This window comes from Paenisporosarcina sp. (assembly GCF_057785155.1).
In genome coordinates, this window is the sequence record NZ_JBYNRN010000021.1 from 185,160 (window position 1) to 208,630 (window position 23,471).

Annotated in this window: 26 protein-coding genes and 1 pseudogene; 12 read left to right on the forward strand and 15 right to left on the reverse strand. The window is 36.3% G+C overall.

Annotated elements, in window-relative coordinates; genetic code table 11:
* Positions 1 to 121: 121 nt before the first annotated feature.
* The 3 genes from AC3EA5_RS08590 to liaF are packed head-to-tail and all read right to left on the reverse strand — an operon-like array spanning position 122 to position 2,581.
* On the reverse strand, positions 122 to 757 hold the full coding sequence (locus AC3EA5_RS08590; protein ID WP_488607941.1) for a response regulator: 636 nt from the start codon (positions 755 to 757) through the stop codon (positions 122 to 124).
* Entirely contained in the window at positions 726 to 1,799 is a 1,074-nt protein-coding gene (locus tag AC3EA5_RS08595) for a histidine kinase (RefSeq protein ID WP_488607942.1), read from the reverse strand. The genes AC3EA5_RS08590 and AC3EA5_RS08595 overlap by 32 nt, the downstream gene beginning before the upstream one ends.
* 14 nt (positions 1,800 to 1,813) lie before the next feature.
* Complete coding sequence (liaF, locus tag AC3EA5_RS08600; RefSeq protein ID WP_488607943.1) at positions 1,814 to 2,581, reverse strand: cell wall-active antibiotics response protein LiaF; 768 nt, start codon at positions 2,579 to 2,581, stop codon at positions 1,814 to 1,816.
* 207 nt (positions 2,582 to 2,788) lie between these two features.
* On the opposite strand from liaF, the gene AC3EA5_RS08605 reads away from it, so the two are divergent.
* The 3 genes from AC3EA5_RS08605 (at position 2,789) to AC3EA5_RS08615 (ending at position 5,096) form a co-directional block, all read left to right on the forward strand.
* Entirely contained in the window at positions 2,789 to 3,961 is a 1,173-nt protein-coding gene (locus AC3EA5_RS08605; RefSeq protein WP_488607944.1) for a M20 metallopeptidase family protein, read from the forward strand.
* A gap of 105 nt (positions 3,962 to 4,066) precedes the next feature.
* Complete coding sequence (locus AC3EA5_RS08610; RefSeq protein ID WP_488607945.1) at positions 4,067 to 4,459, forward strand: hypothetical protein; 393 nt, start codon at positions 4,067 to 4,069, stop codon at positions 4,457 to 4,459.
* 28 nt (positions 4,460 to 4,487) lie between these two features.
* Positions 4,488 to 5,096, forward strand: coding sequence for a DUF3298 and DUF4163 domain-containing protein (locus AC3EA5_RS08615; RefSeq protein WP_488607946.1), 609 nt, complete (start codon positions 4,488 to 4,490; stop codon positions 5,094 to 5,096).
* A 51-nt stretch (positions 5,097 to 5,147) separates the two neighbouring features.
* Here the strand turns inward: AC3EA5_RS08615 and AC3EA5_RS08620 are convergent, their stop codons facing one another.
* Both AC3EA5_RS08620 and AC3EA5_RS08625 read right to left on the reverse strand, forming a co-directional pair.
* Positions 5,148 to 6,341 carry an ABC transporter permease gene (locus tag AC3EA5_RS08620; RefSeq protein WP_488607947.1) on the reverse strand — a complete coding sequence of 398 codons (1,194 nt, stop codon included), beginning with the start codon at positions 6,339 to 6,341 and terminating at the stop codon, positions 5,148 to 5,150.
* Positions 6,334 to 7,074: an ABC transporter ATP-binding protein gene (locus AC3EA5_RS08625; protein WP_394188793.1), complete on the reverse strand. Its 741-nt coding sequence runs from the start codon at positions 7,072 to 7,074 to the stop codon at positions 6,334 to 6,336. Before AC3EA5_RS08625 ends, AC3EA5_RS08620 begins: the two co-directional genes overlap by 8 nt.
* Before the next feature lie 122 nt (positions 7,075 to 7,196).
* On the opposite strand from AC3EA5_RS08625, the gene AC3EA5_RS08630 reads away from it, so the two are divergent.
* The 6 genes from AC3EA5_RS08630 (at position 7,197) to AC3EA5_RS08655 (ending at position 11,126) form a co-directional block, all read left to right on the forward strand.
* Positions 7,197 to 7,622 (forward strand): HIT family protein, encoded by a 426-nt coding sequence (locus AC3EA5_RS08630; RefSeq protein ID WP_488607948.1) that lies wholly within the window; start codon positions 7,197 to 7,199, stop codon positions 7,620 to 7,622.
* Positions 7,623 to 7,737: 115 nt separating this feature from the next.
* Complete coding sequence (locus AC3EA5_RS08635) at positions 7,738 to 8,262, forward strand: tryptophan transporter (RefSeq protein ID WP_488607949.1); 525 nt, start codon at positions 7,738 to 7,740, stop codon at positions 8,260 to 8,262.
* Positions 8,263 to 8,428: 166 nt separating this feature from the next.
* On the forward strand, positions 8,429 to 8,809 hold the full coding sequence (locus AC3EA5_RS08640; RefSeq protein WP_488607950.1) for a YtxH domain-containing protein: 381 nt from the start codon (positions 8,429 to 8,431) through the stop codon (positions 8,807 to 8,809).
* Positions 8,810 to 9,640: 831 nt separating this feature from the next.
* Positions 9,641 to 10,207 carry an HTH-type transcriptional regulator Hpr gene (locus AC3EA5_RS08645; protein ID WP_488607951.1) on the forward strand — a complete coding sequence of 189 codons (567 nt, stop codon included), beginning with the start codon at positions 9,641 to 9,643 and terminating at the stop codon, positions 10,205 to 10,207.
* A gap of 110 nt (positions 10,208 to 10,317) precedes the next feature.
* Positions 10,318 to 10,872 (forward strand): DUF3267 domain-containing protein, encoded by a 555-nt coding sequence (locus tag AC3EA5_RS08650; protein ID WP_488607952.1) that lies wholly within the window; start codon positions 10,318 to 10,320, stop codon positions 10,870 to 10,872.
* A gap of 68 nt (positions 10,873 to 10,940) precedes the next feature.
* Positions 10,941 to 11,126 (forward strand): hypothetical protein, encoded by a 186-nt coding sequence (locus AC3EA5_RS08655; RefSeq protein WP_394188787.1) that lies wholly within the window; start codon positions 10,941 to 10,943, stop codon positions 11,124 to 11,126.
* Positions 11,127 to 11,185: 59 nt separating this feature from the next.
* On the opposite strand, the gene AC3EA5_RS08660 is transcribed toward AC3EA5_RS08655, so the two are convergent.
* Positions 11,186 to 11,278: a YjcZ family sporulation protein gene (locus AC3EA5_RS08660; protein WP_488607953.1), complete on the reverse strand. Its 93-nt coding sequence runs from the start codon at positions 11,276 to 11,278 to the stop codon at positions 11,186 to 11,188.
* Positions 11,279 to 11,419: 141 nt separating this feature from the next.
* Between AC3EA5_RS08660 and AC3EA5_RS08665 the strand changes: the two genes are divergently transcribed.
* Positions 11,420 to 12,316, forward strand: coding sequence for a peptidylprolyl isomerase (locus tag AC3EA5_RS08665; RefSeq protein WP_488607954.1), 897 nt, complete (start codon positions 11,420 to 11,422; stop codon positions 12,314 to 12,316).
* Between the two features lie 51 nt (positions 12,317 to 12,367).
* On the opposite strand, the gene yhaM is transcribed toward AC3EA5_RS08665, so the two are convergent.
* The 5 genes from yhaM to AC3EA5_RS08690 all read right to left on the reverse strand — a co-directional run bounded on the left by yhaM (position 12,368) and on the right by AC3EA5_RS08690 (position 20,391).
* On the reverse strand, positions 12,368 to 13,306 hold the full coding sequence (yhaM, locus tag AC3EA5_RS08670; protein WP_488607955.1) for a 3'-5' exoribonuclease YhaM: 939 nt from the start codon (positions 13,304 to 13,306) through the stop codon (positions 12,368 to 12,370).
* Positions 13,303 to 16,203, reverse strand: a complete 2,901-nt coding sequence (locus tag AC3EA5_RS08675) for an ATP-binding protein (RefSeq protein WP_488607956.1) — start codon at positions 16,201 to 16,203, stop codon at positions 13,303 to 13,305. Before AC3EA5_RS08675 ends, yhaM begins: the two co-directional genes overlap by 4 nt.
* Before the next feature lie 7 nt (positions 16,204 to 16,210).
* Positions 16,211 to 17,431: a metallophosphoesterase family protein gene (locus AC3EA5_RS08680; protein WP_488607957.1), complete on the reverse strand. Its 1,221-nt coding sequence runs from the start codon at positions 17,429 to 17,431 to the stop codon at positions 16,211 to 16,213.
* Positions 17,432 to 18,230: 799 nt separating this feature from the next.
* A complete protein-coding gene (locus AC3EA5_RS08685; protein ID WP_488607958.1) occupies positions 18,231 to 19,499 on the reverse strand; it encodes an ABC transporter permease in 1,269 nt (422 codons plus the stop codon).
* Positions 19,492 to 20,391, reverse strand: coding sequence for an ABC transporter ATP-binding protein (locus AC3EA5_RS08690; protein ID WP_488607959.1), 900 nt, complete (start codon positions 20,389 to 20,391; stop codon positions 19,492 to 19,494). Before AC3EA5_RS08690 ends, AC3EA5_RS08685 begins: the two co-directional genes overlap by 8 nt.
* A gap of 192 nt (positions 20,392 to 20,583) precedes the next feature.
* On the opposite strand from AC3EA5_RS08690, the gene AC3EA5_RS08695 reads away from it, so the two are divergent.
* Entirely contained in the window at positions 20,584 to 20,769 is a 186-nt protein-coding gene (locus AC3EA5_RS08695; RefSeq protein ID WP_488607960.1) for a YhzD family protein, read from the forward strand.
* A 48-nt stretch (positions 20,770 to 20,817) separates the two neighbouring features.
* Here the strand turns inward: AC3EA5_RS08695 and AC3EA5_RS08700 are convergent, their stop codons facing one another.
* The 4 genes from AC3EA5_RS08700 to AC3EA5_RS08715 all read right to left on the reverse strand — a co-directional run bounded on the left by AC3EA5_RS08700 (position 20,818) and on the right by AC3EA5_RS08715 (position 23,043).
* The gene (locus AC3EA5_RS08700; RefSeq protein WP_488607961.1) at positions 20,818 to 21,600 is read right to left on the reverse strand and encodes an enoyl-CoA hydratase; all 783 of its coding nucleotides are present in this window, start codon (positions 21,598 to 21,600) and stop codon (positions 20,818 to 20,820) included.
* A 156-nt stretch (positions 21,601 to 21,756) separates the two neighbouring features.
* Positions 21,757 to 22,128, reverse strand: a complete 372-nt coding sequence (locus AC3EA5_RS08705) for a helix-turn-helix domain-containing protein (RefSeq protein WP_488607962.1) — start codon at positions 22,126 to 22,128, stop codon at positions 21,757 to 21,759.
* A 42-nt stretch (positions 22,129 to 22,170) separates the two neighbouring features.
* On the reverse strand, positions 22,171 to 22,806 hold the full coding sequence (locus AC3EA5_RS08710) for a GAF domain-containing protein (RefSeq protein ID WP_488607963.1): 636 nt from the start codon (positions 22,804 to 22,806) through the stop codon (positions 22,171 to 22,173).
* A 45-nt stretch (positions 22,807 to 22,851) separates the two neighbouring features.
* Positions 22,852 to 23,043 (reverse strand): hypothetical protein, encoded by a 192-nt coding sequence (locus AC3EA5_RS08715; RefSeq protein WP_488607964.1) that lies wholly within the window; start codon positions 23,041 to 23,043, stop codon positions 22,852 to 22,854.
* 370 nt (positions 23,044 to 23,413) lie between these two features.
* Here AC3EA5_RS08715 and cspC point away from each other — a divergent pair.
* Positions 23,414 to 23,471: pseudogene (cspC, locus tag AC3EA5_RS08720) on the forward strand (cold shock protein CspC); the annotation flags it as partial.

Here is a 23,471-nt window from a genome sequence, read left to right on the forward strand (position 1 = left end):
GTAATATCGATTTCAAGTCAGAGAATAGGGATACAAAGTTTTTAAAACTTAGTATCCCTTATTTCCATTAATTCCCATTAAACGCATTAGACTATTGATTAATAAAAATTAATTAGCATTATTAATGCAAAATCCCATTTCGATTCGCATACACTGCTGCTTGCGTCCGGTCTGTTAACTCCAGCTTCGCTAATATATTGCTAACGTGCGTTTTTACTGTCTTCACACCGATAAATAGCTTTTCCCCAATTTCTTGATTACTTAGTCCATCACCTAGACACTTAAGAACGTCAATTTCACGTTCCGTTAAATCATCATGAAGCATTCGATCTTTCGGTCTCAACTTCTTCATCATTAAGTCCGTAACTTTAGGTGCAATGGTCGCTTTACCGTTTACAGCATCTCGCACAGCTTCTGCTATCTTTTCTGCAGGAAGTGTTTTTAATAAATAACTAAAAGCCCCCGCTTCGAGCGCAGGGAAAACTTGTTCTTCGTCGTAATAACTCGTTAATATCATGATTTTACAAGTCGGATGAAATGCGAGTATTTCTTTTGTTGCCACGATTCCATTTCCATTCTCCATTAGTAAATCCATTAACATAACGTCAGGCATATGTTGTTTTGCTAATGCGATACCTTCCATTCCACTTTTTGCTTCCCCTACCACTTCGATTCCTGGCTCTGTTAAAAAGTAGGAAACGAGCCCTAATCGAACCATTTCATGATCATCCGTTATCCCAAGACGTATCGGTTTCATTCATCAGATCCCCTTTACTAAGTTGACACGGAATATGAAAAGTCCATTCCGTCCCTTCTCCCTCTCTAGCAAACAATCTTGCGGTTCCGCCAATTTCTTCGCATCTTTCACGAATTGTAATTAATCCGTATGACGTTTGTTTTTTCTTTGCTGGATCAAAGCCTTTCCCATCATCACGAATCATGAGTGAAAATTGATTTCCGGAAACTTTAGCAGCAATTTTCACATGCCGAGCTTCCGCATGTCTTAAACAATTCGCCAGTACTTCTTGAACCATTCGATAGACATGCTCTTCACTCCCTTGAGATAAGCAACATTCTTCAGGAAAACGAAATTCGAAAACCACATCCGTTCTCGATTCAAGTTCAGCAATTAACTCGGAAATCGCTGTAAATAAAGATTTATTTTGCAAATCCATCGGACGCAAATGCAACAATAACGCACGCATTTCATTTAGTGTTTTAACAGATAGAACAGACATTTTCTGAATGAGTGGTACCGCCTGAGCAAGTTCACTACTCGCAGTCCGTTCAGCAGCCGAAGCCAACATCGATAAAGCAAACAATTGCTGACTCACTGCATCATGTAATTCCCTTGCAATTTTTTGACGTTCTTCTGTCATAGCTGCTTGCTCAGCTTGTTTAATCATCGTGACATTTTGATCAACCAAGCGTTGCAACGATTTTAGTTGTCCATTCATTTGATCAGCTAAATCATTAAATCCATCTTCTACAAGACCAATTTCATCTTCCTTTTGAACAGCTAATCTTGAGGTGTATTTACCATTTTGCAATTGTCCAAATCCAGCGAGAATATCTGTCATTCTAGATGATAAATCTGATCCTGTTTTATTCCCATACCATACACCCGTACATAAGACGACCAGAAAAGTAATACTTATAAATAAGAGCGACTCATATAACGAAAGTTGAAATGTGGGCATTAGTAAAACGAAAAGCTGAATCAGGACAAACAAGATGCTGCTAGATAAGAAGGCTATTTGAAGTGCTTGTTTTATTAATAAAAACCGGATTGAAGTCATATAAACGCCCTTCCCTAAACCCTTTTGATCTTCGCATCAAGAACATGATAATCAACAAACAGTTTGACACGTCGTTCTGCTTCTTCGTATCCAGGCGTTTCATATTCCACTTCTGAACGCAGTCCATTTTCTTTCTTATCGAGAATATCTGTACTTAACACGTTGGATTTGAATGTCACTTTAATCGCAACATCTTCATCCACCAAAATCTTAACGTCTCCCACATTCCCACTCAACTGTATGGGTGTCTCGCCCAGAGGAATATTTGCTTTTGAAAAGTCAAAGAAAAACGAACCAATATTCACCACTCGATTCATGGGAACGACTTCCCAATCTTGTTCTTTAAATTGAAGTGATTCAACGGGTCTTCTCTTCTTTTTAACATTATTTTCATCATCTTTATCCCAATTCGTATAGATAATTGTTTTCCCTTTATCTTTTTTCATCACTGGCTTTTTAAACAATTGATGTAATCCAATCGCAACTAATATAATTGGCCAAAGTTTTAACCAGTCTCCATAAGTGAATTCAAACAAATCAAGAACGCCTAGAATGACTAGACTCCCGAAAGTAAAGGTAAATAGCCCCCATAATAGGGTCATACCCTCACGATCTTTTTTCGTATAACTATCTAGCGAGCTAGCCCCTATTACAATCAATAAAGCTGGAATAATGAGCTTAGTCCAAGACGTTTCTCCTAAATCAAAAAAACCTAAATTCATTCCAAGTAAAATGGCTCCTAATCCGACGAAAAATAACACCGTTAAAAAAGGACGTTTCATGAAAATCCCACCCATCTCTCTAATCCTACTACCACTATGTTATCAGCTTCTCATAATAAAACGTCTTACGCTAGAAGGAATTTAACTCCGTCTTAAGGAGGATAAAAGACTAATTGAAAATTGAAAACATTTAATTGTTACACATGTATCAGAATGATATAATGACAAAAATTAAAACTATTTCGCTAGCCGAAAGGATGAACGATTTTGAAACAACAGCTATTCGAAAAATTAGACAGCACGTATGAAGAGATGCTCATTATTAGACGTCACCTCCATATGCACCCAGAGGTCTCGTTTCAAGAAACAAATACCGCAAAGTATATTCAAGACTTTTACGCAGACTTAGGAATTGAATTCACACCAAATGTCGGTGGGAATGGCGTAATCGCTCGTATCAAAGGTGCAATGCCTGGTAAGACCATCGCTTTGCGTGCTGACTTTGATGCACTCCCTATTCAAGACGAAAAAGAAGTTTCATATAAATCGACCGTTCCAAATGTGATGCATGCTTGTGGACACGACGGTCACACAGCTACACTCCTAGTTCTAGGTAAAGCATTGTTTGAAATGAAAGAACAATTAGCTGGCGAATATGTGTTAATCCATCAACATGCTGAAGAGTATGCACCAGGTGGAGCTAAACCGATGATCGAAGATGGCTGTCTAGAAGGCGTTGATGCAATATTTGGAACCCATCTTTGGTCATTAACCCCACCTGGCACAATTGAATACCGCGTCGGTCCAGTTATGGCTGCGGCCGATCGATTTGAATTGACCATTCAAGGCCGAGGTGGTCACGGGGCTAGTCCTCATCAAACAAAGGATGCCATCGTCATTGGGGCTCAATTAGTAACTAATTTGCAACAGATTGTTTCAAGAAGAATTAACCCTGTTGATTCAGCTGTCATATCTGTAGGCTCATTTGTCTCACACAATGCGTTTAACGTGATCGCTGATTCAGCTAAATTAATTGGAACCGTTCGTACGTTTAATCCTGAAGTCCGTAATCTGATTGAAAAAGAAATGGAAAGAGTCATTCAAGGAACTTGCTTAGCAAATGATTGCACATATGAATTTTTATACGAACGTGGATATCCACCGGTAGTGAATCATGAATCTGAAACTCAGTTCCTTAAAGAAGTAGCTGAAAAAACGCCAGGCGTTTTAAATGTCAGAGAATCTGAACAACATATGGGTGGAGAAGATTTCGGCTATTATATAGAGCAAGTACCAGGAACATTTTTCTTCACAGGAGCACAACCTGCTGGAGAAGTGTATCCACATCATCACCCTAAATTTGATTTCGAAGAAAGTGCTATGCTTGTAGCGGCCAAAACGCTTGGAGCTGCAGTAATTGATTATCAAACAACTGAATGATTGATAGATGAGTTGCTTTTCAATAGGAGAAGCAACTTTTTCTTTTGAATAAATTCAAATAGATGGCATAGGTTGAAGGAATAAGTAATCACTTGGAGGGAGACTGTGAGAAGGTCAAATAGCGGCATTGTTCTACTCGGTTTACTCGTCATCACGGTCGTTGTGTTATTTCTGGTGTTCTTCACTTTTACAAAAGAGTCCGATCAGGATTTATTTCTCCGAGATGTGAAAGAAGTGGAAACCGTCAACAGTTTAATGATAGAGACAAATTTTCATGAACAATTGATAAACGCTTTGAAAAGCGAAGGATATCAACCTACAGGTAGTATTGGATACACGATCTTCAGTATGGAAGAAAAGGAAATAACCATTGTATTATTCGGTCTAGATTCGAGTAAAAAGAAAGCACAAACTTACATACAAGATCTGTCCAATCAACTTTCAACATCCTTAGGGCTGGGTAAATTTGATGTGACAATTAGAGAAGACAAGGACTAGGGTTAACATAATAAGAAAGGAAGATGAAATGGATTTTCCTGTCATGATTGGGCATAGACGTATTTTTAGGCATTCACCGAAAATCTCCATCTACTATCCTTACGTATTCGGACTTCCAAACCTCCATGCAGAGTATCAAATCAACCAAAAAATTGTGGCAACCTTAAACGATATGGTCATAGAACTAGGATTTTACGAAGAAAGTCTAGTTGAAATGGTCGGAGAATTTGAAATTAAAACGAATGAACGTCAAATTTTAAGTTTGACCTTAACCGTCTACTCTTTTACGGGTGGCGCACACGGAATGACGCTTGTAAAAGCTTTATCGTTCAATGTAACAACTGGTAATCACTACGAATTAAAAGATTTATTTTTACCTGGTAGCGATTATGTAAAACGATTATCCGAAATTATTAAACCTAAAATAACTGAATGGGAGATTCCCATTCTTGAAGAATTTACCCAAATTCGTGAGGATCAAGATTTCTATCTTGCCGATCATTCACTCGTTATCTATTTCCAACTTTATGAGATTTCACCTTACGTAGCTGGATTCCCCTACTTCCCTATCCCAATTTTAGACATACAAGACATCATTCAACCTAAAGGCCCCCTTAAGATTTTATTGCCATTCTAACTAAACAAAAAGATCTCATCCCCGACTTCAATCAGGTGATGAGATCTTTGTTTATTTACTCTTTCTCAAAGTCATTTCACTAATAACAAGTGCGACAACTGGAGCAACATATAAAAGTACGTCGTCTGAACCAGTCAACAGTATCGCAAACAACACGATGACCGCTTGCACAACTTGGACAATTCGAACGACTTTATTAACTGCAAGTCCACGAGCTTTTTCCCCGATCGGGAAAAGCATATCCATTCGGAACTCATTTGAAGAGGATAAAGCTTGCTTAAGTTGGAGTGCACTTGCGAATGCCATTGCACCCACAAAAATCATGACAACTACTGGAATACCGATAAAAATAGCTCCTATAGTGGCAATACCCGTTAAACGCAACCATAAATAAAACGTATCGTCGGTTCGAATAAAGGTTCGCAGGACTAAAAATTCTTGAGAATTTGTTCGTCCATATGGAGTTATGCGGTAAATCCAATCCAGCCAAGCTCTTCTTTTTATGGAACCACTGATATGTGGAACATCCGTAAAGTAGTTAGCAAATCGGTAAAAACGTAACATCCGGTTCTGTTCTAGCTTCACGAAATGTTCATACGGAAAAGGTTGTCCTTTTAATTGTTTTGCCCATACGGAATAGTAAAAAACAATAGGAATCAGTAACAATACAAAATAAAAAGGCACCATGGCAAAGACAGCAAGTAAAAACAGGATGGAAATAAGCGCTCGTATCGCACGATCTCCCCATACCCCTTGTCCTACATTTGCCCAACGGAAAACAAACTCTACTTTAACATTCCAATATTTCAGCAGAAACATGGATACGAAAACCGCACCTAATGTTACGGGTTCCACATTTCCAACTTGTGATAATAACGGAATGGATATGATAAATGGCAAAATGACAATGAAAATTTGTGACCAAAACGTCCAGTTTAAAGCTTTTTTCATATAACCCATTAGTGATGACTCAAGTGGCAATAAATACATTTGATCAGGCTCACGAATTAATGTGGTTGACGGACTATAAGCCAACAATATACCTAAAACCCCAGCCATTAACCAAGTGGCGGGAAAATCTGACGGAGCTGTTTTTAACCATTCACTATATTGATAGCCTCCTGCACCAATGACAAAAACAAAGACGAATGCCAAATGACCTGTAAAAACATATTTTAAATACTTTTGAAGTTCATTTACATAATAGACGAACCGAATGCGCCACACATCTTGCAAGCTATTCATCTTCTTGCTCCTTCGTCATGGCAATGTATAAGTCATCCAAAGTCGCATGCGGCATATTAAATGCTGTACGCAGATCATTCATCGTTCCTTGCGCTCTTATTCGGCCATTGTGAAGAAGTAAGATTCGATCGCAATAACGTTCTGCGGTCGACAGAATATGAGTGGACATTAAAACAGAAGCACCAGTCTTTTTCTTTTCGTTCATTTGATCAAGCAACGATTGAATACCAAGTGGATCCAGTCCAACAAAAGGTTCATCAATTATATAGAGAGAAGGATTCACTAAAAAAGCACACATAATCATTACTTTTTGACGCATCCCTTTCGAAAAATGGGATGGGAACCAATTTAACCGCTTTTCCATTCTGAATTCTTTTAATAAAACCTCTGATCTTGCTGCTAACGTCTCTTGGTCAAGCCCATAAGCCATAGCTGTTAACTCTAAATGTTCTTTCAATGTTAATTCATCATAAAGGACAGGTGTTTCCGGAATATATGAAAAAGCAGATCGATACTTGTCCATATTTTCTTCGAAGGTAACATTATTTAAGCGAATATCCCCATTTTTCGGATTCATCAGCCCGATAATATGTTTAATGGTTGTACTTTTACCTGCGCCATTTAATCCAATTAACCCGACTAGTTCGCCAGGTGCAATTGAAAATGATAATTCATGAATAACGGGTTTACGTGTGTAACCACCTGTTACAGCATTTACTTCTAATACATTCATTCGGGCACCTCATTTCTAAATTAATATTACCAAAAGTAGGGTAAAAAATCTGCCACTATCCTTTCCTACCTTTATGCAATATATGATAAACTTACGTCAATCATGAGAGGATGTGTTACTAGATGAGCGATTGCTTATTTTGTAAAATTGTAGATGGTTCTATTCCTAGTATTAAAGTGTATGAGGATAATCACGTATTGGCCTTTATGGATATTTTCCCTTTAACAAAAGGACATACTTTACTCATCCCTAAAAAACATCATGAAAATGTATTTGATATGAACTCAGAAGATGCGAGTCAATTATTCTCTGTAGCACCTAAAATTGCTTCTGCAATAAAAGCTTCGTTTAATCCAGCTGGACTCAATTTATTAAATAACAATGGTGCTCCAGCCGGACAAAGTGTTTTCCACTTCCATCTTCATTTTATCCCAAGATACGATCAAACAGATGGTTTTAAAGCGACTTGGCAAACAAAAGAAAAACAACTCACGACTGATTTGGTGACGGAATACGCAGAAAAAATCAAATCTCAATTAAGTATTTAGACTTGCAATCCTTATGGAAAGCACGTAAAATCAGCACTAAGTTTCTCGCTAATGGTCATAGGACACATTAGGAGATTCCAAAAATCAGACTAGTTTAGTTGAGGAGAGATGAGAAATGAATACAAAAAGTTTAGTTTTAATGTCCCTACTTGTAGGTGTCGGAGCAGCCCTTTACTTGGTGATTCCGGGATTTGGGAACGGGATGAAGCCAGATTTCATGCTCACAATGATGTTTATCGGCATTCTATTATTTCCAAAAGCGTCACACGTGTTTTTATTAGCACTAACAACCGGAGTTCTGTCAGGACTATTTTCAACATTTCCTGCAGGGTTTATCCCAAATGTAGTTGATAAATTTATTACCGCATTTGTCTTTTATGCTGTAGTGGTTGTATTAAAACATTATTCAAGTAAGCTACCAGTAGCAACTGTACTGGCGGGAGCTGGAACTTTATTATCTGGCGTCATTTTCTTATCAGTTGCCATATTTGTAATTGGGGTAGAAGTTCCCTTCTTACCACTTGTTCTTACGGTCGTATTACCAGCAGTCGTCATTAACGCAATTGCACTGTTTGTGATTTTTCCGATTGTGACACAACTTGTAAAACGTTCAAAATTCGAAACAGCGTTATCAAACTAACTTTTCAAAGCCTGCTCAAGTAGCAGGCTTTTTTATTATGGAATAAACTATACAACCATATTCTTTACTGACACTGCCTAAGTAACAGTTGTTCTCTTTATGCATACATGTTTTAATTAGGTAAAAAGAAGGAATAGTAAGTGTATATGAAAGGAGTGCTTGCGAGATGAAAGCATCTACATTTTTAGTCGGGCTTGGAGCTGGTTTGCTTGCAGGGTCCGCAGCGGTCTTATTTTCAACTCCCCAATCGGGTACTGAAATGCGTACGAACGTAAAAAACGTTTCAGCTGATTGGAAAGATAAATTATCAGAAGTTAAATTCCAATTAAGTGATTTGAAACAATCGATTTCAAACTTAACGAAGGAATCTAAAACTCAAGTTCCACAAACAATTGATGAATTAAAAAAATCGGTCCAAAAGTGGCAAACTGAAACAGCACCAATTCAAGAGAATCTTCAAAACGAAATTGCTTCAATACAAATGGCGATGGAAGAGTTAGAAAAATCACTAGCGAAACATCAAAAAGATCCTAATCCAACTACATGAATAATCCAAAAAAGGTTCAGCACATAGATGCTGAACCTTTTTGATTTTCGTATATAGTGTTGATTTCCATTTCTGTGGACGCATTTTCGAAGTGCAAGGCTTTAGTCGATTCCCTATGAAGATTTTACCACAAGATTATAGGTTGATTTCCATTTCAGTGGACGCTTTCCGGGGGGCAAGGCTTTAGCCTCTTACCTCGCGTTGCTCAGTCCAGGGTCTAAAGCTCTTGCTATTCCCCTCGGAGTCGCCACCTCCATTTCAATCAACATGTTCTCGATATGAAAAATGTAATGATGCACATTTTTGTACTAAAAATTTTGTGATTAATTCTTACAATAAAACATTTGGTTATATTCAACTTATGTGAAGACCCCTTCGCATAGGTTCAACTGTTATAGTCAGCATTTTTATTTGTGACCAAAGCAAATTAATTAATATAAAGGATTTCGCACTCTCAGTTACTTTCATTAACTTATCTCATTGTAAGTAATGGAATCAATTTAATAATATCTGCCTAATAGTTTATTTTAGATTTTGTTCAGTGAAGCGGAAGGTGGCGACTCCGGCGGGACTAGCGGGTCCAGGTGAGACCCCGCAGTGAGCTATGCGAACGAGGAGGCTCACGGACCGCCCGCGGAACGCGTCCACCTGAAGCGAAACGTGTTAAGCATTTAATCAATTATGAAAGGTTCTGTCAACTATCTATGAGCCTTTTCTATTTCTTTCATAGATTTGTAATTAATATAATATTTACAAGATTCCAACTATGCATCTCTTTGCTTTATTGCTATAATGAAAAAAAGTAAATTTTTATGAAAAGAAGGTGATGGCATGTCCGACCCAATGTACACAATGAAAGAGGCAATGCTCTACAGCCAACGCATTGCACAACTATCTAAGGCACTATGGAAAGCAGTCGAAAAAGATTGGCAACAATGGATAAAACCTTATGACTTGAATATTAATGAACATCATATTTTGTGGATTTCATATCATTTGAAAGGTGCATCAATCTCAGATGTTGCCAAATTCGGTGTGATGCATGTGTCCACAGCTTTCAACTTCTCTAAAAAATTAGAAGAACGCGGATTATTATCCTTTTCTAAAAGAGACGATGATAAACGAAATACATATGTAGAGTTAACGGAAAAGGGTGAAGAACTTTTACTCAACATGATCGAAAATTATCACAATACTCCTCACTCAGTTATTGAAGGTTCTTTGCCAATCAAAGATTTATACGGACGTTTTCCAGAGTTCATGGAGGTTATGGCGGTTATTCGTAATATTTATGGAGATGACTTCATGGAAATCTTTGAGCACTCCTTCCGAAATATTGATCAAACCTTTGATGAAAAGAATGGAAATTTGAATCCTTCGGTAACATCTAGGAAATGAGTGATATCAACACTTGAAAACGCTCTCTAAAATGTAATATGAGTAAGCTTGCTTTTTTTAACAAAACATCGTAATGTATGTATCTGCAAGTATATTATTTTACTTAGGAGATGCATATTGTGCACTGCTGGAAAACCATTAACGTAAAAAAACAATACGGCTTCGATCGTATTTTCATGCTGTCTTCACTTTTTGTTGTTGCGGTATTCACTTTTTTCTATATGATGTTTAAAATATCAAACGATATAAAACTTTCTGATGATCGATTTTTTATGTTCCTAGGTAGTTTTGCTTTAATTTATCCTTTGCATAAATTGCTGCACTTTTTGCCTATAATGACATATAGAGATCGACTACGTTGGTCGGTAAAAAAACAAATGGGTTTTTTACCTGTATTATCACTACGTATTAAAGAGCCCATTCCAAAAGCACGTTTTTTATTTGCACTACTATCGCCATTCATTTTCATAAATGGAGTTCTCATATCGGGAGCGTTCGCATTTCCTGAATTCGGACATTACTTCGCCATGTTATTGGCATACCATTGTGGATTATGTTTGATTGATTTACTGTATATTAAAAACTTGCTGAAATCACCGAAAAAAGCGTTGATTGAAGAAACAGACACTGGCTATGAAATATTAGTTCCACCTACGTATGTCTAGTCAAATTACTGTTCTTTTTCTTTGGCTTTTGTTATGATTATGAAGATTGTCGGAGGGGAGGAATAGACGTGATCATTGCTATAGTAGTTCTATTCTCAATCGTATATTTATTCCAAATTAATCGTATGACCTATGCATTATGTATGCAAAGAGAAATTCCAGAAGAAAAGCAAACGAAGATTTTTAGAACCATAAATGTCTTGGTTACTATATTATTAGTTTCATTTTTTGTAGAAATTACAATGACCGCATAAAAGAGTCCATTCACCTGTTTTACAGGTAAATGGACTTTTCTTTTTGGTTTGTTCATTATTTAGTACAGAAATGCTGCACCTACAATAATTAACAAAATAAATAAAACGACGATTAACGCAAAGTTGGATTGTTGCTGATATCCTTGACTCAACTCGCACACCCCCCTTCTCTTTGTTATCCTATGCGACAAAATATTCTAATTGTAGGCATTAATAGGGGAACCATTTTTGTTTTCGAAACGTTTGTGGTATAGTAACAACTGCAGCAAGATGATAGTTAGGAGCGATTACACATGAAAAAATCAGTATTAACATTAACGTTAGCAGCATCTGTTTTAGCATTATCTGCATGTAACGACAACGAAGCAGCAGATTCTGAAGTACTTGCCACTTCTAAAGTTGGAGAAGTAACAAAGGAAGAACTTTATCAAGAAATGAAAACATCTGTCGGCAAACAAGCTTTACAAGTATTGCTTATCGAAAAAGTGTTGGATTCAGAATTTGAAGTTTCGGATAAAGAAATAAATGCACAATTTGATTCTGAAAAAGAACAAATGGGCGAAGGTTTTGACCAATACCTTGCACAACAAGGACAAACCGAAGAAAGTTACAAAAAGTACATTAAGTTAAACCTATTGCAAGAAAAAGCATTAACTGAAGGCGTCGAAGTAACAGACGAAGAAGTTAAAAAACAATACGAAAATATGAAAACTGAATTAAATGCTCGTCACGTATTGGTTGCTGATGAAGAAACAGCTAAAGAAGTTAAGTCAAAGCTTGACGGCGGAGCTGATTTTGCTGCAGTAGCTAAAGAATATTCTACTGAGCCAGCAGCACAAGAATCAGGTGGCGAACTTGGTTGGTTTACACCAGATAAAATGGTGAAAGAATTCTCTGATGCTGCATTAGCATTAGAAGTTGACCAAATCAGCGAACCAGTAAAATCAGAATTTGGATTCCATATCATTCAGGTAACTGAAAAACGTGAAGTTGAAATGGAAGCTACTTTAGAAGAAAAGTCAGACGAAATTCGTAAGCAATTATTAATGGCTAAAGCTGACCAAAGCACGCTACTTCCTAAAGTATCTAAATTAATGAAAGACGCTGATATTAAAATCAAAGATGAAGATTTAAAAGATGCGTTGGATCAAATTTTAAATGCAGGCGAAGAAGCACCAGCAGCTGAATAATCATTTGAATATGAATAAAGGAGCCTCCAAGTTTTTGGAGGCTCCTTTTGTCTATTCAAATGTTGGTTTATAAAACGAACGATTATCTAGCGGGAATAGTCGTTCTGTAAATTCACCTGGATTTGTTTTATTAAGTGCGCGATTAAGCATATTCATTTTCGCATCAATGTTATCGATATAATGAAGCATCTCAGCTTCAAGTAACATTGGTTTCTTAGGACTTCCCCACTCTTCTTTTCCATGATGAGAAAGAACCATATGTTGGAGAAGCATCACTTCTTCACCTTCAATTTCAAGCTCATCCGCGGCTTTAGCAATTTCGTTCACCATAATGGTAATATGGCCTAATAAATTACCTTCAATTGTGTAAGAAGTGGCTACAGGTCCTGAAAGCTCAATTACCTTTCCAACATCGTGTAAGATGATACCTGCATACAATAAATCCTTATTAATAGTTGGATATAGATCACATAAAGCCTTACCCAGTTTAAGCATCGAGACGACATGATCAATTAAACCGGAAACATAGTCATGATGATTTTTTGTCGCTGCCGGAAATGTAATAATGGCAGGCTGATGTTTTTTCAATAAATGTCTTGTAATACGTTGAATTTGTGGGTTTTTCATTTCAAAGAAATACTGCATTAGTTCTTCCAATAAAACTTCTTTTGACTTCTCAGCTGATGGCATCAAATCGCTTAAAGAGATGCCTTCTTCCTCTTTAACTGGGCGTATACTTTTAATACGCAATTGATTCTTCCCTCTATAATGTTGGATTTCTCCTCCAACTCGAATAATTGCTTCAGCATGGTATAACGTTTCATGTTCATCATTCGTATCCCAAAGTTTCGCTTCAATATCTCCGCTCTTATCTTGCAATATTAGCGTCATAAACGGATTTCCTGTAGTGGTAAAAGCCTTTACAGATTGTTTGATTAATAAGTAATGATCAACTGTTTCTCCTACTGCTAATTGTGTGATCCCTTTCATATGCTCGGCACACTCCTTTCTTTTTGCAATGCTGCAACATCAATAACGTGCGCATTCGGCCAAATCGATTTCATTTCTTCATGGCATGTGAAATACAGGAATTGATGATTGTATTCTAAATTCGTCATTAATTGCACCATTTGATTTACTCGGAATTGATCAAAATGAACAAATGGATCATCCATGATAACTGGAAGTGGAACTGTCTCGATTAGCGATTCGGCTAATGCGAATCTCAGAGAGATATAAGCTTGTTCTTTTGTCGCTTGACTCAGTTCAGCTATTCTAAATCTGATCCCTTGAGGATTAACAGCTTCAAAAATTCCCTCTTCATTTACTTCGAGAGTCTCGTATCGATTCCCTGTTAAATGTGTAAAGAATTGTTGAGCTTTTTCCAAAACAAATGGTAACCTTTTTTCTTTCAGATTATCCATCGTTTGTTTTATTGCTTCCATCACAGCTTTGTTAACTGCCCACTTATGGGCCAGCTCAGCAAGCTCTGTTTTTTTCTGTTCAAATTGTTGAAGAACGTTCCCATAATGTTCATCACTTAAAAGAGAATTGGTTTGTTGTTTTAACATAGCTCGTTCGTCTAAAAGTTCATGTCGCATTTTTTCGAGAGATGTTAATTTATCATCCACATTCTCAAGATGACTAATTTGTTCCTCTTCACTTAATTGAGGCAACACTACTTCACCAATTGAATGTAATTGCATTTCTATTGCATTTAATTCTTGTTGAAGTGCTTGTTTTGTTTGATATGCTGCATCCGCTTCATAAAATGCGGCTTCATCACTAACTGCAGCTTCCAACCATAATGCATCAATTTCGTTTGTTTGAACCTCTAACAATTTTTGTTTTTCACTTAATTGTTGGTTCCATTCGGTTGTTTTTTCTTCAGCAAAGACTTGTTTGTTTTGACGATTCTTCCACTCATTCGTTATTTCTCTTAAACGATGGTATGCATTGTTTTCATTTAGCGTTTCACCTGTCAATTCAGTCATCATTACGATCTGATGATGAATTTCCTCAATGACCTCTTGATGTTCAGAAGATTTTTGAGCTATCGTTTGATGAAGCTCTTGAATTAGTCTGATTCGCTTAAATAATTCTGTAAACAATTGAGTTTGAGTTAATCCATCAAATCCATATGCCATTAAAAATTCGTTAAGATGTTGATTAGCTTCAAGTTTCTTTTGGGTTAAGCGAGTAAGATTCTCCGATAATTTTGCTCGCACATGTTGCTTTTCAGCTTGTTGGTCGAGTAGTTGTTTTTGTTTTCCATTAAAATTCATCACTTTATTGGCCATTTGCTCAGCTTTTGCGAGCTCTTGTTCCACATTCGTAATATCTTCACGGTAATCCTTCTTTTTAGCTTGGGGAGTGGCTTGATTCCCTTTCATTAATAAAAATAAAATGATTCCAGCTAAAACTACACCAAAACCTGCAATTAACCAATTACCGATTAGTGCAGCTCCGATTATAGAAGTGAGTAAGATAAGTCCACTTACCATAAAGGGAATGTTTGATTTTTCAGAAGACGCTTCTGATGTTTGAGAAACATGTTGGAGTGCTTTTAATTCGGCTAATTGATTGACCAATGCAGATTTCTTACTTGCCAATTCAATCTCTTCGTTTGTTGGTGCTTCTTCTTTTAACTCAGCTAAATTACGATTAGATTCTTCTAATTCTGATTGTAGGCGACTCAAACCTTGATTTTCGTAACGAATTGATTCATCTACTTGCGATATATCATTAAGGATATTTTGGAAATGCTCTTCTTTTTGAAGAGAAACATCCATTTTCACAACTTGCGAAAAATGCTCTTTATCTTTGATACCTATTAAACGCATTTGCTGTTCCATGTCTCGCGTTGCTTGGTCACGTTCATTCGCTAACTGCTGTTTACGAAGTTTTAAGTGATGCCATTCCGATTCTTTTGCGAGCGTGGATTCTAATTGTTTAATATGCTCATTTGGATTTTTCTCAAAAGCTTGTCCTTTGGATTGTTGAATATTATGCTCTAATTGTGTGATTTGGATGGTAAGTTCTTGTACGCGATCCTTAAGTCCTTCAAACCGACGAATTCCTTCCTTCGGAAAGGAGTTTTGACTAATGTTACTTAACTTTGCTTTTAACTCTTGTTGTTGTTCGATTAAAGGTTTAACTTGTCGGTACTTGGCAAATTGTTCATTTTGAATTTTCAGCTCTGATTCTTCTTCGTTTATTCGCTTTAATTCTTGTTCTATTTCTGAAATCCGTAAAATTGAAGGTTCATATTGATCAATTTGAGACCGAGAATCTTTTAATGTTTGCTCTAGCGTTCGAATCTCTTCAATCTTGATATTCATTTCAGGATTTTTACCTGACTTTTTAAATAAAGAATTCATTTCCTTCGAAGCTCTTTGTTCAAGTTTATTCATCGCATCGACACCAGTGGTACCAGATGCAAGTAAAGTTCTACTTAACTCTTCTTCCGTCATTTTATCGAAGTTTTGCAGTTGTAATATGGTAAATGAAAAAATAGATTCAAAAGAAGCTCGATCATATCGGTAAAGTACTTTTTTTAGAGTTTCTTCATCTCCGCGAGAACCATTTTCAAAATACACCATTACATCTCCAGCAGACTTCCCTTTTGTACGCTCCACGATGACCTTCCCAAACTCAGGATGAAGAATATGGACTTGTCCTCCGTGTCTGCCTCCACCTTTTGGTTCATATCTTAAAAGTCCTTGATTGCGAAGTGGAAAACCAAAAAGAACAGACAAAATAAACTGTTGAATGGTTGTTTTCCCTGCTTCATTCAAACCAAAAAAAACATTAATCCCATCTTTTAAATCGATTTGAATGTCTTCGTGTTGTCCAAATCCATATATAACAAGCTTTTGAATTCGCATGGGATCTTCACTCCTTTACAGTAAGTTCTCTGTGAATAAATGCACGTGCATTCTGTTCAATATCTTTGTATTCATCTTCTGTTAACTTGTCCATAAATCGACTAGATCTAGAATGCTGATACACATCACTGACGATTTCTTTCCATTCTTGTGTATCCCAATTCTCCATGACGGATAAGACTTGTTCTGTGAGACCAGTAGATTCCATTTCAATCGTTTCTGGCATCTCCAGCGTAATGGATTGAACCCAAATATGGGGATCTTTGAATTCTTGATTTTCACGAATCATTGACAGCCACTCATCCTTTGGAGTTGCCTCGAACATAGATTGAGTTTGTATATCAATTTCTGTAAGTAGTACTTCAATCACGCCAGCCCCATGCTCACTTCTAAATCGATCAATGACTTCATCCATCGCTTCAAACCATTCATTCGCATGGACAATGTCTTTACACGAACAAATCACTTCATCGTAAATGATGGATGATGTAGGAACAAAAGTTAATGATGATTGACCTTTTTCTAAACTAACATCATAAAAACCTTTTATACCTTTTTCATTTCGATGGCGACTTTGAATATTACCTGAGTAGACAATTGGTGGTTCTGCATGTATAAGTTGTCTTTTGTGAATGTGACCTAACGCCCAATAGTCATACTTCTTACTAATGAGTTCGTCTTTTGTAAAAGGCGCATAAACAGCATGTGTTGTATCTCCAGCTAAACTGCCATGTAACATCCCAATATATAAAGCCTCATCTTGAGTTGCTTCTTCAAATAAAGAACTCATCGAATCTTTTACATGCCTCTCTTTATAACTAAATCCACTTATATAGACATCTTGTTGACGTATTTGGATATGCTTCTTTTCCAATTTCTTATCAAACACATGGACATTGTCAGGCAGCTGGAACCTCGTCCACTTGCCACCTAAATGATCATGATTGCCATAGCTAATAAAGACCGGAATTTGATGCTTATTTAAAAGTTCCATCCCCTGTTGAAATTTATGTTGAGCTCGTAAACTACGGTCTTCACCGTCATATATGTCTCCTACTATTAATAAAAAATCTGGTTTTTCTTGTACCGTATAGTCAATTAATGATTGAAATGCATTAAAGGTACTTTCTCTTAAACTTTTTAATTGAGCGGCAGGCATTGAAGATACGCCTTTAAACGGACTATCTAAATGTAAATCTGCTGCATGAAAGAAACGAATAGTGGACAAGAAATTACCTCCTCTAAAAGTCGAATATTTGTTCTTATTTTACCATTTGAAATGGCAAATGGCTACTTGACTCAGTGATTTTCGTTTTTATGTATCGAACCTCGAAACTAGCAATGTTTGCAACGGGTCTTTAATTTTTGAAAGCTAAGCAAATTAAATTAAAAAGAGGCTGGGACAAAACAAAAAAACATCAAAATTTCTCACTGAGAAATTTTGATGTTTTTTTCTTATGCTAATTTGATTTCCGTTGCGGGGATGCTTTCCTGGGGCACGAGGCCAACAGGATGTTGGTTTCAAAGACGTGCCACAGGTCTTGGCGTTCTTAGTCTTTGTTCAACTGTTTTCTCTCCCTCGTGCTGTTCCCTAAGGAGTCGCCACTCCACTTCAATCAATTCATAAAGTATCAATTTCTTTATATAGATTTTTGTCTCATTTTCACTTATGTCCCAGCCTTTTCAGACAGTATACAAAGAATTTTTTATCGCACTTAATTGAGTATGAAGGTGGTCGGCTATTTTTTCCACTTTCCTCGGACGAAATAGCCGACCACTTTCCTGGATACCAGTTTGCAGAGTCATGCGTCTATTGATTGGAATGGAGACGGCGACTCCGAGAGGATCAGCAGATTTTTTGTGCACCGAAAGTGAAGCGGCAGGTGCAAGAGTTTTAGACCCTGGACTGAGCTCGCGAAGGAAGCGGCTAAAACCTTGCCCTCCGGAAAGCGACCGTCGCAATGGAAATCAATTTATTTGTCTAAAGTCTGAAACTACCATGAACTAAGTCCATGGTAGTTAGAGGTTTAACTCTTTCCAAGTTGAATAGCTTTCTTAATATCTTTTAATGATTGTGAAGCACCATACATTAAAACACCGCCACGATAGACACGTGAACCAAACCAACCGAGAATAAAAATACTAACCAACATAATCGCAATCCCTAGTATTGGTTCCCATATTGGTAAGTCCAGCATCCCCACTCGTAAAAACATAACTAACGGAGTGAAAAATGGGATGTACGAGGCAACTTGAACATAGCCAGCTTCTGGGTTTCCTATTCCTGAGAACGCAATAAAAGATGCGATAATAATTAAGAATGTCATTGGTAGTAATAATTGTTGAACGTCTTCTGTACGACTTACCAGCGATCCTAATAATGCAGCTAATGTGGCATAAAGGAAATAGCCTAACAAGAAAAAGACGACTGCAAAAATCATGGTACTTATTCGAACATTTGAAAATCCAAAGAAAGTAAATACGCCTGATGTTAAATCAGATGAACTTGTTTTTAATGCGGCAAACCCAACTAAACCGAACAAAGCGATTTGCAATAAACCTAGAGTCCCTACTCCCGCAATTTTTGCAAACATATGCTTTACAGGCGATACACTCGAAATAATGATTTCCATTACTCGAGAAGATTTTTCTGTAGCTACTTCCATGGCGATCATATTGGAATAGTAGAATACAGCGAAATAGATGACAAATATTAATACATACACTAAACCTCGTGCTTGACTTAACTCCTCTTCAGATTTCGACGAATCCACGACAGCATCTTGTTGGAATTGGATTGGCGTAAATAACTGGCCAACTTCTTCTCCAGTTAATTCGAGAGATTCTGCTTTAATATTTGTTTGAACACTTTGTAATGCTTCTTGAATATTCATAGGTTGTTCAATCGCATTAGCATTTTCTGATGTGTAAGTAGCTTGAATCGTATTTGACTCATCTAGCGATAACACTAAAAAACTCGAAATCTCTTCATCCCTAATTTTTTGTTCTAATTCCTTAACCGAATCAGATGAAGAGACTAAAATAATTTCACTTTCTGTCGAACTCAATTGATTTTGTAAAGGCTCAAGTAATTGATTTCCTTCATCTATTACCAACACTTCATTTTTATTTACATCATCACCAAAAATCCCAGCTTCCTCTATTTTAGAAATAATAGAAGAAATATTAGACATTAAGAATATCCCTGCAATGACGATTAATGTAGTGATGACAAATGATTTCGTTTTAGCTTTTGTCCAAAAAGATTGTTTAAAAATTATCCAAAAATCACGCATGATCTTTACCCACCTTTTCAATAAAGATATCTTGTAAAGAAGGTTCTTCTATAGCGAAGTGCCTAATATCACCTTTAGTTAAAGCCATTTTTAATAACTCATGAGCTATTTTTTCCTCCCCAATTTGGAATAACCCACCTTCTTTCGAAGGCTTATATGAAGTAACTCCTGGAACGGCATTTAAGAAACTCAAGTCAAAATCTGCTTTTAAGCGTACATTCTGTCGACCAAATCCACGTTTAATATCACGAAGTGATCCACTAACGATTGCTTTTCCATGATCCATAATGCAAAGCTGTTCACAAAGTTCTTCCACGTGGTCCATACGATGACTTGAAAAGACAATCGTTGCTCCCTCTTGTTGGACATCGATGATTGCTTTTTTAAGCATTTCTACATTGACTGGATCTAATCCACTAAATGGCTCATCTAAAATTATGAGTGAAGGCTTATGTATAAGGGACGCAATGACTTGTATTTTTTGTTGATTCCCTTTGGATAACTCTTCTACTTTTTTAGTTGCATAATGTGGCACGTCAAATCTCTCTAACCACTGATTCGCTGCTTGTTTTGCATCATTTTTCTTCATTCCTCGTAGTTGACCTAAATACATGAGTTGGTCTTCGACTTTCATTTTCGGATACAGACCTCGCTCTTCAGGTAAGTAACCAATATGAGTACTATTCGAGTAAGTGATCGGTTTTCCATTCCACGAAATCGAACCTTCTGTTGCATCCAGTAAACCTAAAATCATTCGGAACGTTGTCGTTTTTCCAGCTCCATTGGCACCAAGAAATCCATACATACTTCCTTGCTTAACTGTCATGGAAAGATCTTGTACTGCTGTGAAATCACCAAATTTTTTAGTGACTTGTTCAATTTGTAACGTCATCGGAACACCCCTTCGAATATTTCAAGATAATAATAGTACGTATATCTAGATATAAAGATTCATTAATTCGATAATAATGAGAATTTTCATAGCATATTTTACTCATCGTAGAGTTTGGAGATAACAGTGTTTTTTTTTAATTGAAAAACTTGTATAATGAACCTAGATTCATTTCAGAAAGGTTGGATATATATGAAACCTTATAAATTTACCGCGTATGAACCAACAGGAAAATTAATCGTAGAAGAAACTTGGGAATTTGCTTCAGACGAAGAAGCAAAAGCAAAAGGTCAAGATAAAATTGACGAAAAACAGTTAACTGAAGCAACTCATCGTTTAGTTAATACTTCTGGAAAGCTGATTTTATTTCACGTATAAGCAAAAAGTCTGCATGAGTGGGTTTTTCACTCGATGCAGACTTTTTTATTATTCTCCTTGAAAATGTGGTTTACGCTTTTCAACAAACGCTTGAATACCTTCAAGATGATCTTTAGATTTTCTCATTGCTGCTTGTGAAGTACTTTCAAGCGCTAGGATTCTCTCAAGCTCATGAACATGTTGTGTATGCAAAATCTGTTTTGACGCAATCATTGCTTTTAATGGAGAAGCTAATAGTTTATTGGCTGTTACTTCTGCCTGTTCGTAAGCTCTTCCTTCTGCCGTTACTTCGTCAATTAATCCGAGTGATAAAGCTTCATGACCGTTCAAAACTTTTCCAGACCAAATTAATTGTTTTGCCTTTGGAATTCCAACTCGTTCTTTCAAAAAGAAATGCCCCGCCCCATCAGGCACAAGTCCGATGCCGATAAAATTCATTGCAAGTTTACTATTCTCTTCAGCTATCACAACGTCACAACCGAGCACTAGACTTAATCCAAGACCCGCAGCTGCTCCGTGCACTGATGCAATCGTGATAATTGGAAGCGTGTAAAGAGCCTTAGCTAATCGAGAAACATCCACCATAACTGTTTCAATATCAAGAGGTGAGTTAGGGTCTAACATCGCTTTAATATCTCCACCAGCAGAGAAGGCTTTTCCTTCCCCTTTAATCACTAACACTTGTAAATCTGTATCTCCCTGCATACTTTCAAGCGCATCTGCGATTTCCTTCATCATCATTCCGTTCATAGCATTCATGTTTTGTGGGCGGTTTAACGTTAATGTAGCTTGTCGACCATTTTTTTCTAAGACAACCGTTTCGTAGTTCATAGCTGCACACCTCTCCTTAAGTGAATAGTCATTCATTATATAGTACTATTCGATACTACATTTGAAAAACCTTTAATTCTTTTATTCAGAATAAATTCAAATAAAAAAGTACATGTCCTCTACTTATGACATGTACTCTCATCAGTAGGGAAATCCCTACATTCTATATTCTTTAACATCTTGTCGTTGTTTCTTTTCAACTACTCCTCTTAAAAAATCACTAACTTCTTTTAACTCCTTTTCATTCAATGGTATTCCATCCCAATGAAAATCTTTCGAGTCTTTATAATGATCAAGTGCAAATTTTGTTTCAATCTTATTTTGTTCTGATTTAAGTCCTAATAAGTAATCAGTCGTTACATTAAAATAATCAGCAAAGAACGCAAGCTTATCTAATGATGGGTGTCTAAATTCCGATTCATAGCCGGCATAGGTAGATTTTGCAATTCCTGCGGCTTTAGAAACAGTGTCCATTGTTTGCTTAGATTCAAGGCGCAGCTTTTTAAGACGTTCCCCATATCCAATCAAAATTATCGCCTCCAAGGAATAAATTCATGTGATTCAAGTCAATTAAGTTTCGTCATTTCTAATCACGTTCATAAGATGACTTCTATATGAATACAATTTTTCCACAAGGAAATTAGATTGTGTAATGAAATAAGGAAGTTCTTTATCATTTAATATTCTTAGCTCTTTAAATAACAAAACACTATATCCCTGCACTTGATTATTATGCATCAAAGGATGTATTAAAAGCGAGCGATAACCAAATTTTAGTAATATCTCTCTATATTTTTTTGGTAAATCGAGTGTATCTAAAGAAATATCTTGGATATATAAATACTTATTATGAATGAAACAAACCGAATTTTCTTCTACAGATAGACCATTGGTCCAAACATTAAACTCATTTGACATAGAGTTAGAGAAAACATTCCAAACACATTGTTCCACATCATCATATACATATATTCCACAATGCCCACCAAGAAAAGCTTTTTCAATGGATGCAGTCGTATGTTGGATTGTAAATTTTATTTGATAAAATAAATATTCTGATTGAGATATTAATCCTTTATTAAATAAATCTAAAAAGACATTAGATAAATCTTTATCATTATGTAATTTCACATTTAATGAGGATATGATACGCTCAACATTCTTTTTCAAGCTATACGCTTGAAGTGAATACATTAAATTTTCCATGTATCAACATATCCCTTAATAATAATTTTTGGAGTCTCAACTTTATCAATCCAATAGATTGACGAATTTCGTATCGGGTCCATCATTGATTGTTTTCACATCTTTTAATAGAGAACTTTCGGATGGAAAGAATTGCAAATTCCATTCAACATTATAATTTCCTTCTAAAAATGTTTTTACTTTAGTCGATTTTCCGTAAACATAATAATTAAATTGCGCTTTAGCAAGACAGTACATAATAAAACTCCTATATTAAATAAATCGTTCTCTTTTTGAGAACTACTAGTTTAGTATATCACCTAACAAAATTTTTTAAACATATTAAAAAGGAGCATTTTTTCGTAAAATGAAGTAAGAATACAATTACCAATGATTGTTGTCTCACTATAATGAGTAGGTAGTACAAAGTAAATCTTTGAAAGTAGAAAAAAATTTTTCTTTACTTAATCTTTTCATTTGCTTATTTGAAAAATCCATGTTATTCTTAAGAAGAATTATTTTTGTCGGTGTAAAAGATTTGTATACGTTTCAAACTTATCGTCTTAATGATCACTTTGGGCAGGGATAGTATTACATTGTGTGAATTTCACACTAGGAGGCAACAAAAATGGAACAAGGTACAGTAAAATGGTTTAATGCAGAAAAAGGTTTTGGTTTTATCGAGC

Excerpts from the sequence above, each read along its gene's own strand:
- AC3EA5_RS08590 (WP_488607941.1), bottom strand. The coding sequence starts at position 757 with ATGAAACCGATACGTCTTGGGATAACGGATGATCATGAAATGGTTCGA.
- AC3EA5_RS08595 (WP_488607942.1), bottom strand. The coding sequence starts at position 1,799 with ATGACTTCAATCCGGTTTTTATTAATAAAACAAGCACTTCAAATAGCC.
- liaF (WP_488607943.1), bottom strand. The coding sequence starts at position 2,581 with ATGAAACGTCCTTTTTTAACGGTGTTATTTTTCGTCGGATTAGGAGCC.
- AC3EA5_RS08615 (WP_488607946.1), top strand. The coding sequence starts at position 4,488 with ATGGATTTTCCTGTCATGATTGGGCATAGACGTATTTTTAGGCATTCA.
- AC3EA5_RS08620 (WP_488607947.1), bottom strand. The coding sequence starts at position 6,341 with ATGAATAGCTTGCAAGATGTGTGGCGCATTCGGTTCGTCTATTATGTA.
- AC3EA5_RS08625 (WP_394188793.1), bottom strand. The coding sequence starts at position 7,074 with ATGAATGTATTAGAAGTAAATGCTGTAACAGGTGGTTACACACGTAAA.
- AC3EA5_RS08630 (WP_488607948.1), top strand. The coding sequence starts at position 7,197 with ATGAGCGATTGCTTATTTTGTAAAATTGTAGATGGTTCTATTCCTAGT.
- AC3EA5_RS08635 (WP_488607949.1), top strand. The coding sequence starts at position 7,738 with ATGAATACAAAAAGTTTAGTTTTAATGTCCCTACTTGTAGGTGTCGGA.
- AC3EA5_RS08640 (WP_488607950.1), top strand. The coding sequence starts at position 8,429 with ATGAAAGCATCTACATTTTTAGTCGGGCTTGGAGCTGGTTTGCTTGCA.
- AC3EA5_RS08645 (WP_488607951.1), top strand. The coding sequence starts at position 9,641 with ATGTCCGACCCAATGTACACAATGAAAGAGGCAATGCTCTACAGCCAA.
- AC3EA5_RS08650 (WP_488607952.1), top strand. The coding sequence starts at position 10,318 with ATGCATATTGTGCACTGCTGGAAAACCATTAACGTAAAAAAACAATAC.
- AC3EA5_RS08665 (WP_488607954.1), top strand. The coding sequence starts at position 11,420 with ATGAAAAAATCAGTATTAACATTAACGTTAGCAGCATCTGTTTTAGCA.
- yhaM (WP_488607955.1), bottom strand. The coding sequence starts at position 13,306 with ATGAAAGGGATCACACAATTAGCAGTAGGAGAAACAGTTGATCATTAC.
- AC3EA5_RS08675 (WP_488607956.1), bottom strand. The coding sequence starts at position 16,203 with ATGCGAATTCAAAAGCTTGTTATATATGGATTTGGACAACACGAAGAC.
- AC3EA5_RS08685 (WP_488607958.1), bottom strand. The coding sequence starts at position 19,499 with ATGCGTGATTTTTGGATAATTTTTAAACAATCTTTTTGGACAAAAGCT.
- AC3EA5_RS08690 (WP_488607959.1), bottom strand. The coding sequence starts at position 20,391 with ATGACGTTACAAATTGAACAAGTCACTAAAAAATTTGGTGATTTCACA.
- AC3EA5_RS08695 (WP_488607960.1), top strand. The coding sequence starts at position 20,584 with ATGAAACCTTATAAATTTACCGCGTATGAACCAACAGGAAAATTAATC.
- AC3EA5_RS08700 (WP_488607961.1), bottom strand. The coding sequence starts at position 21,600 with ATGAACTACGAAACGGTTGTCTTAGAAAAAAATGGTCGACAAGCTACA.
- AC3EA5_RS08710 (WP_488607963.1), bottom strand. The coding sequence starts at position 22,806 with ATGGAAAATTTAATGTATTCACTTCAAGCGTATAGCTTGAAAAAGAAT.
- AC3EA5_RS08715 (WP_488607964.1), bottom strand. The coding sequence starts at position 23,043 with ATGTACTGTCTTGCTAAAGCGCAATTTAATTATTATGTTTACGGAAAA.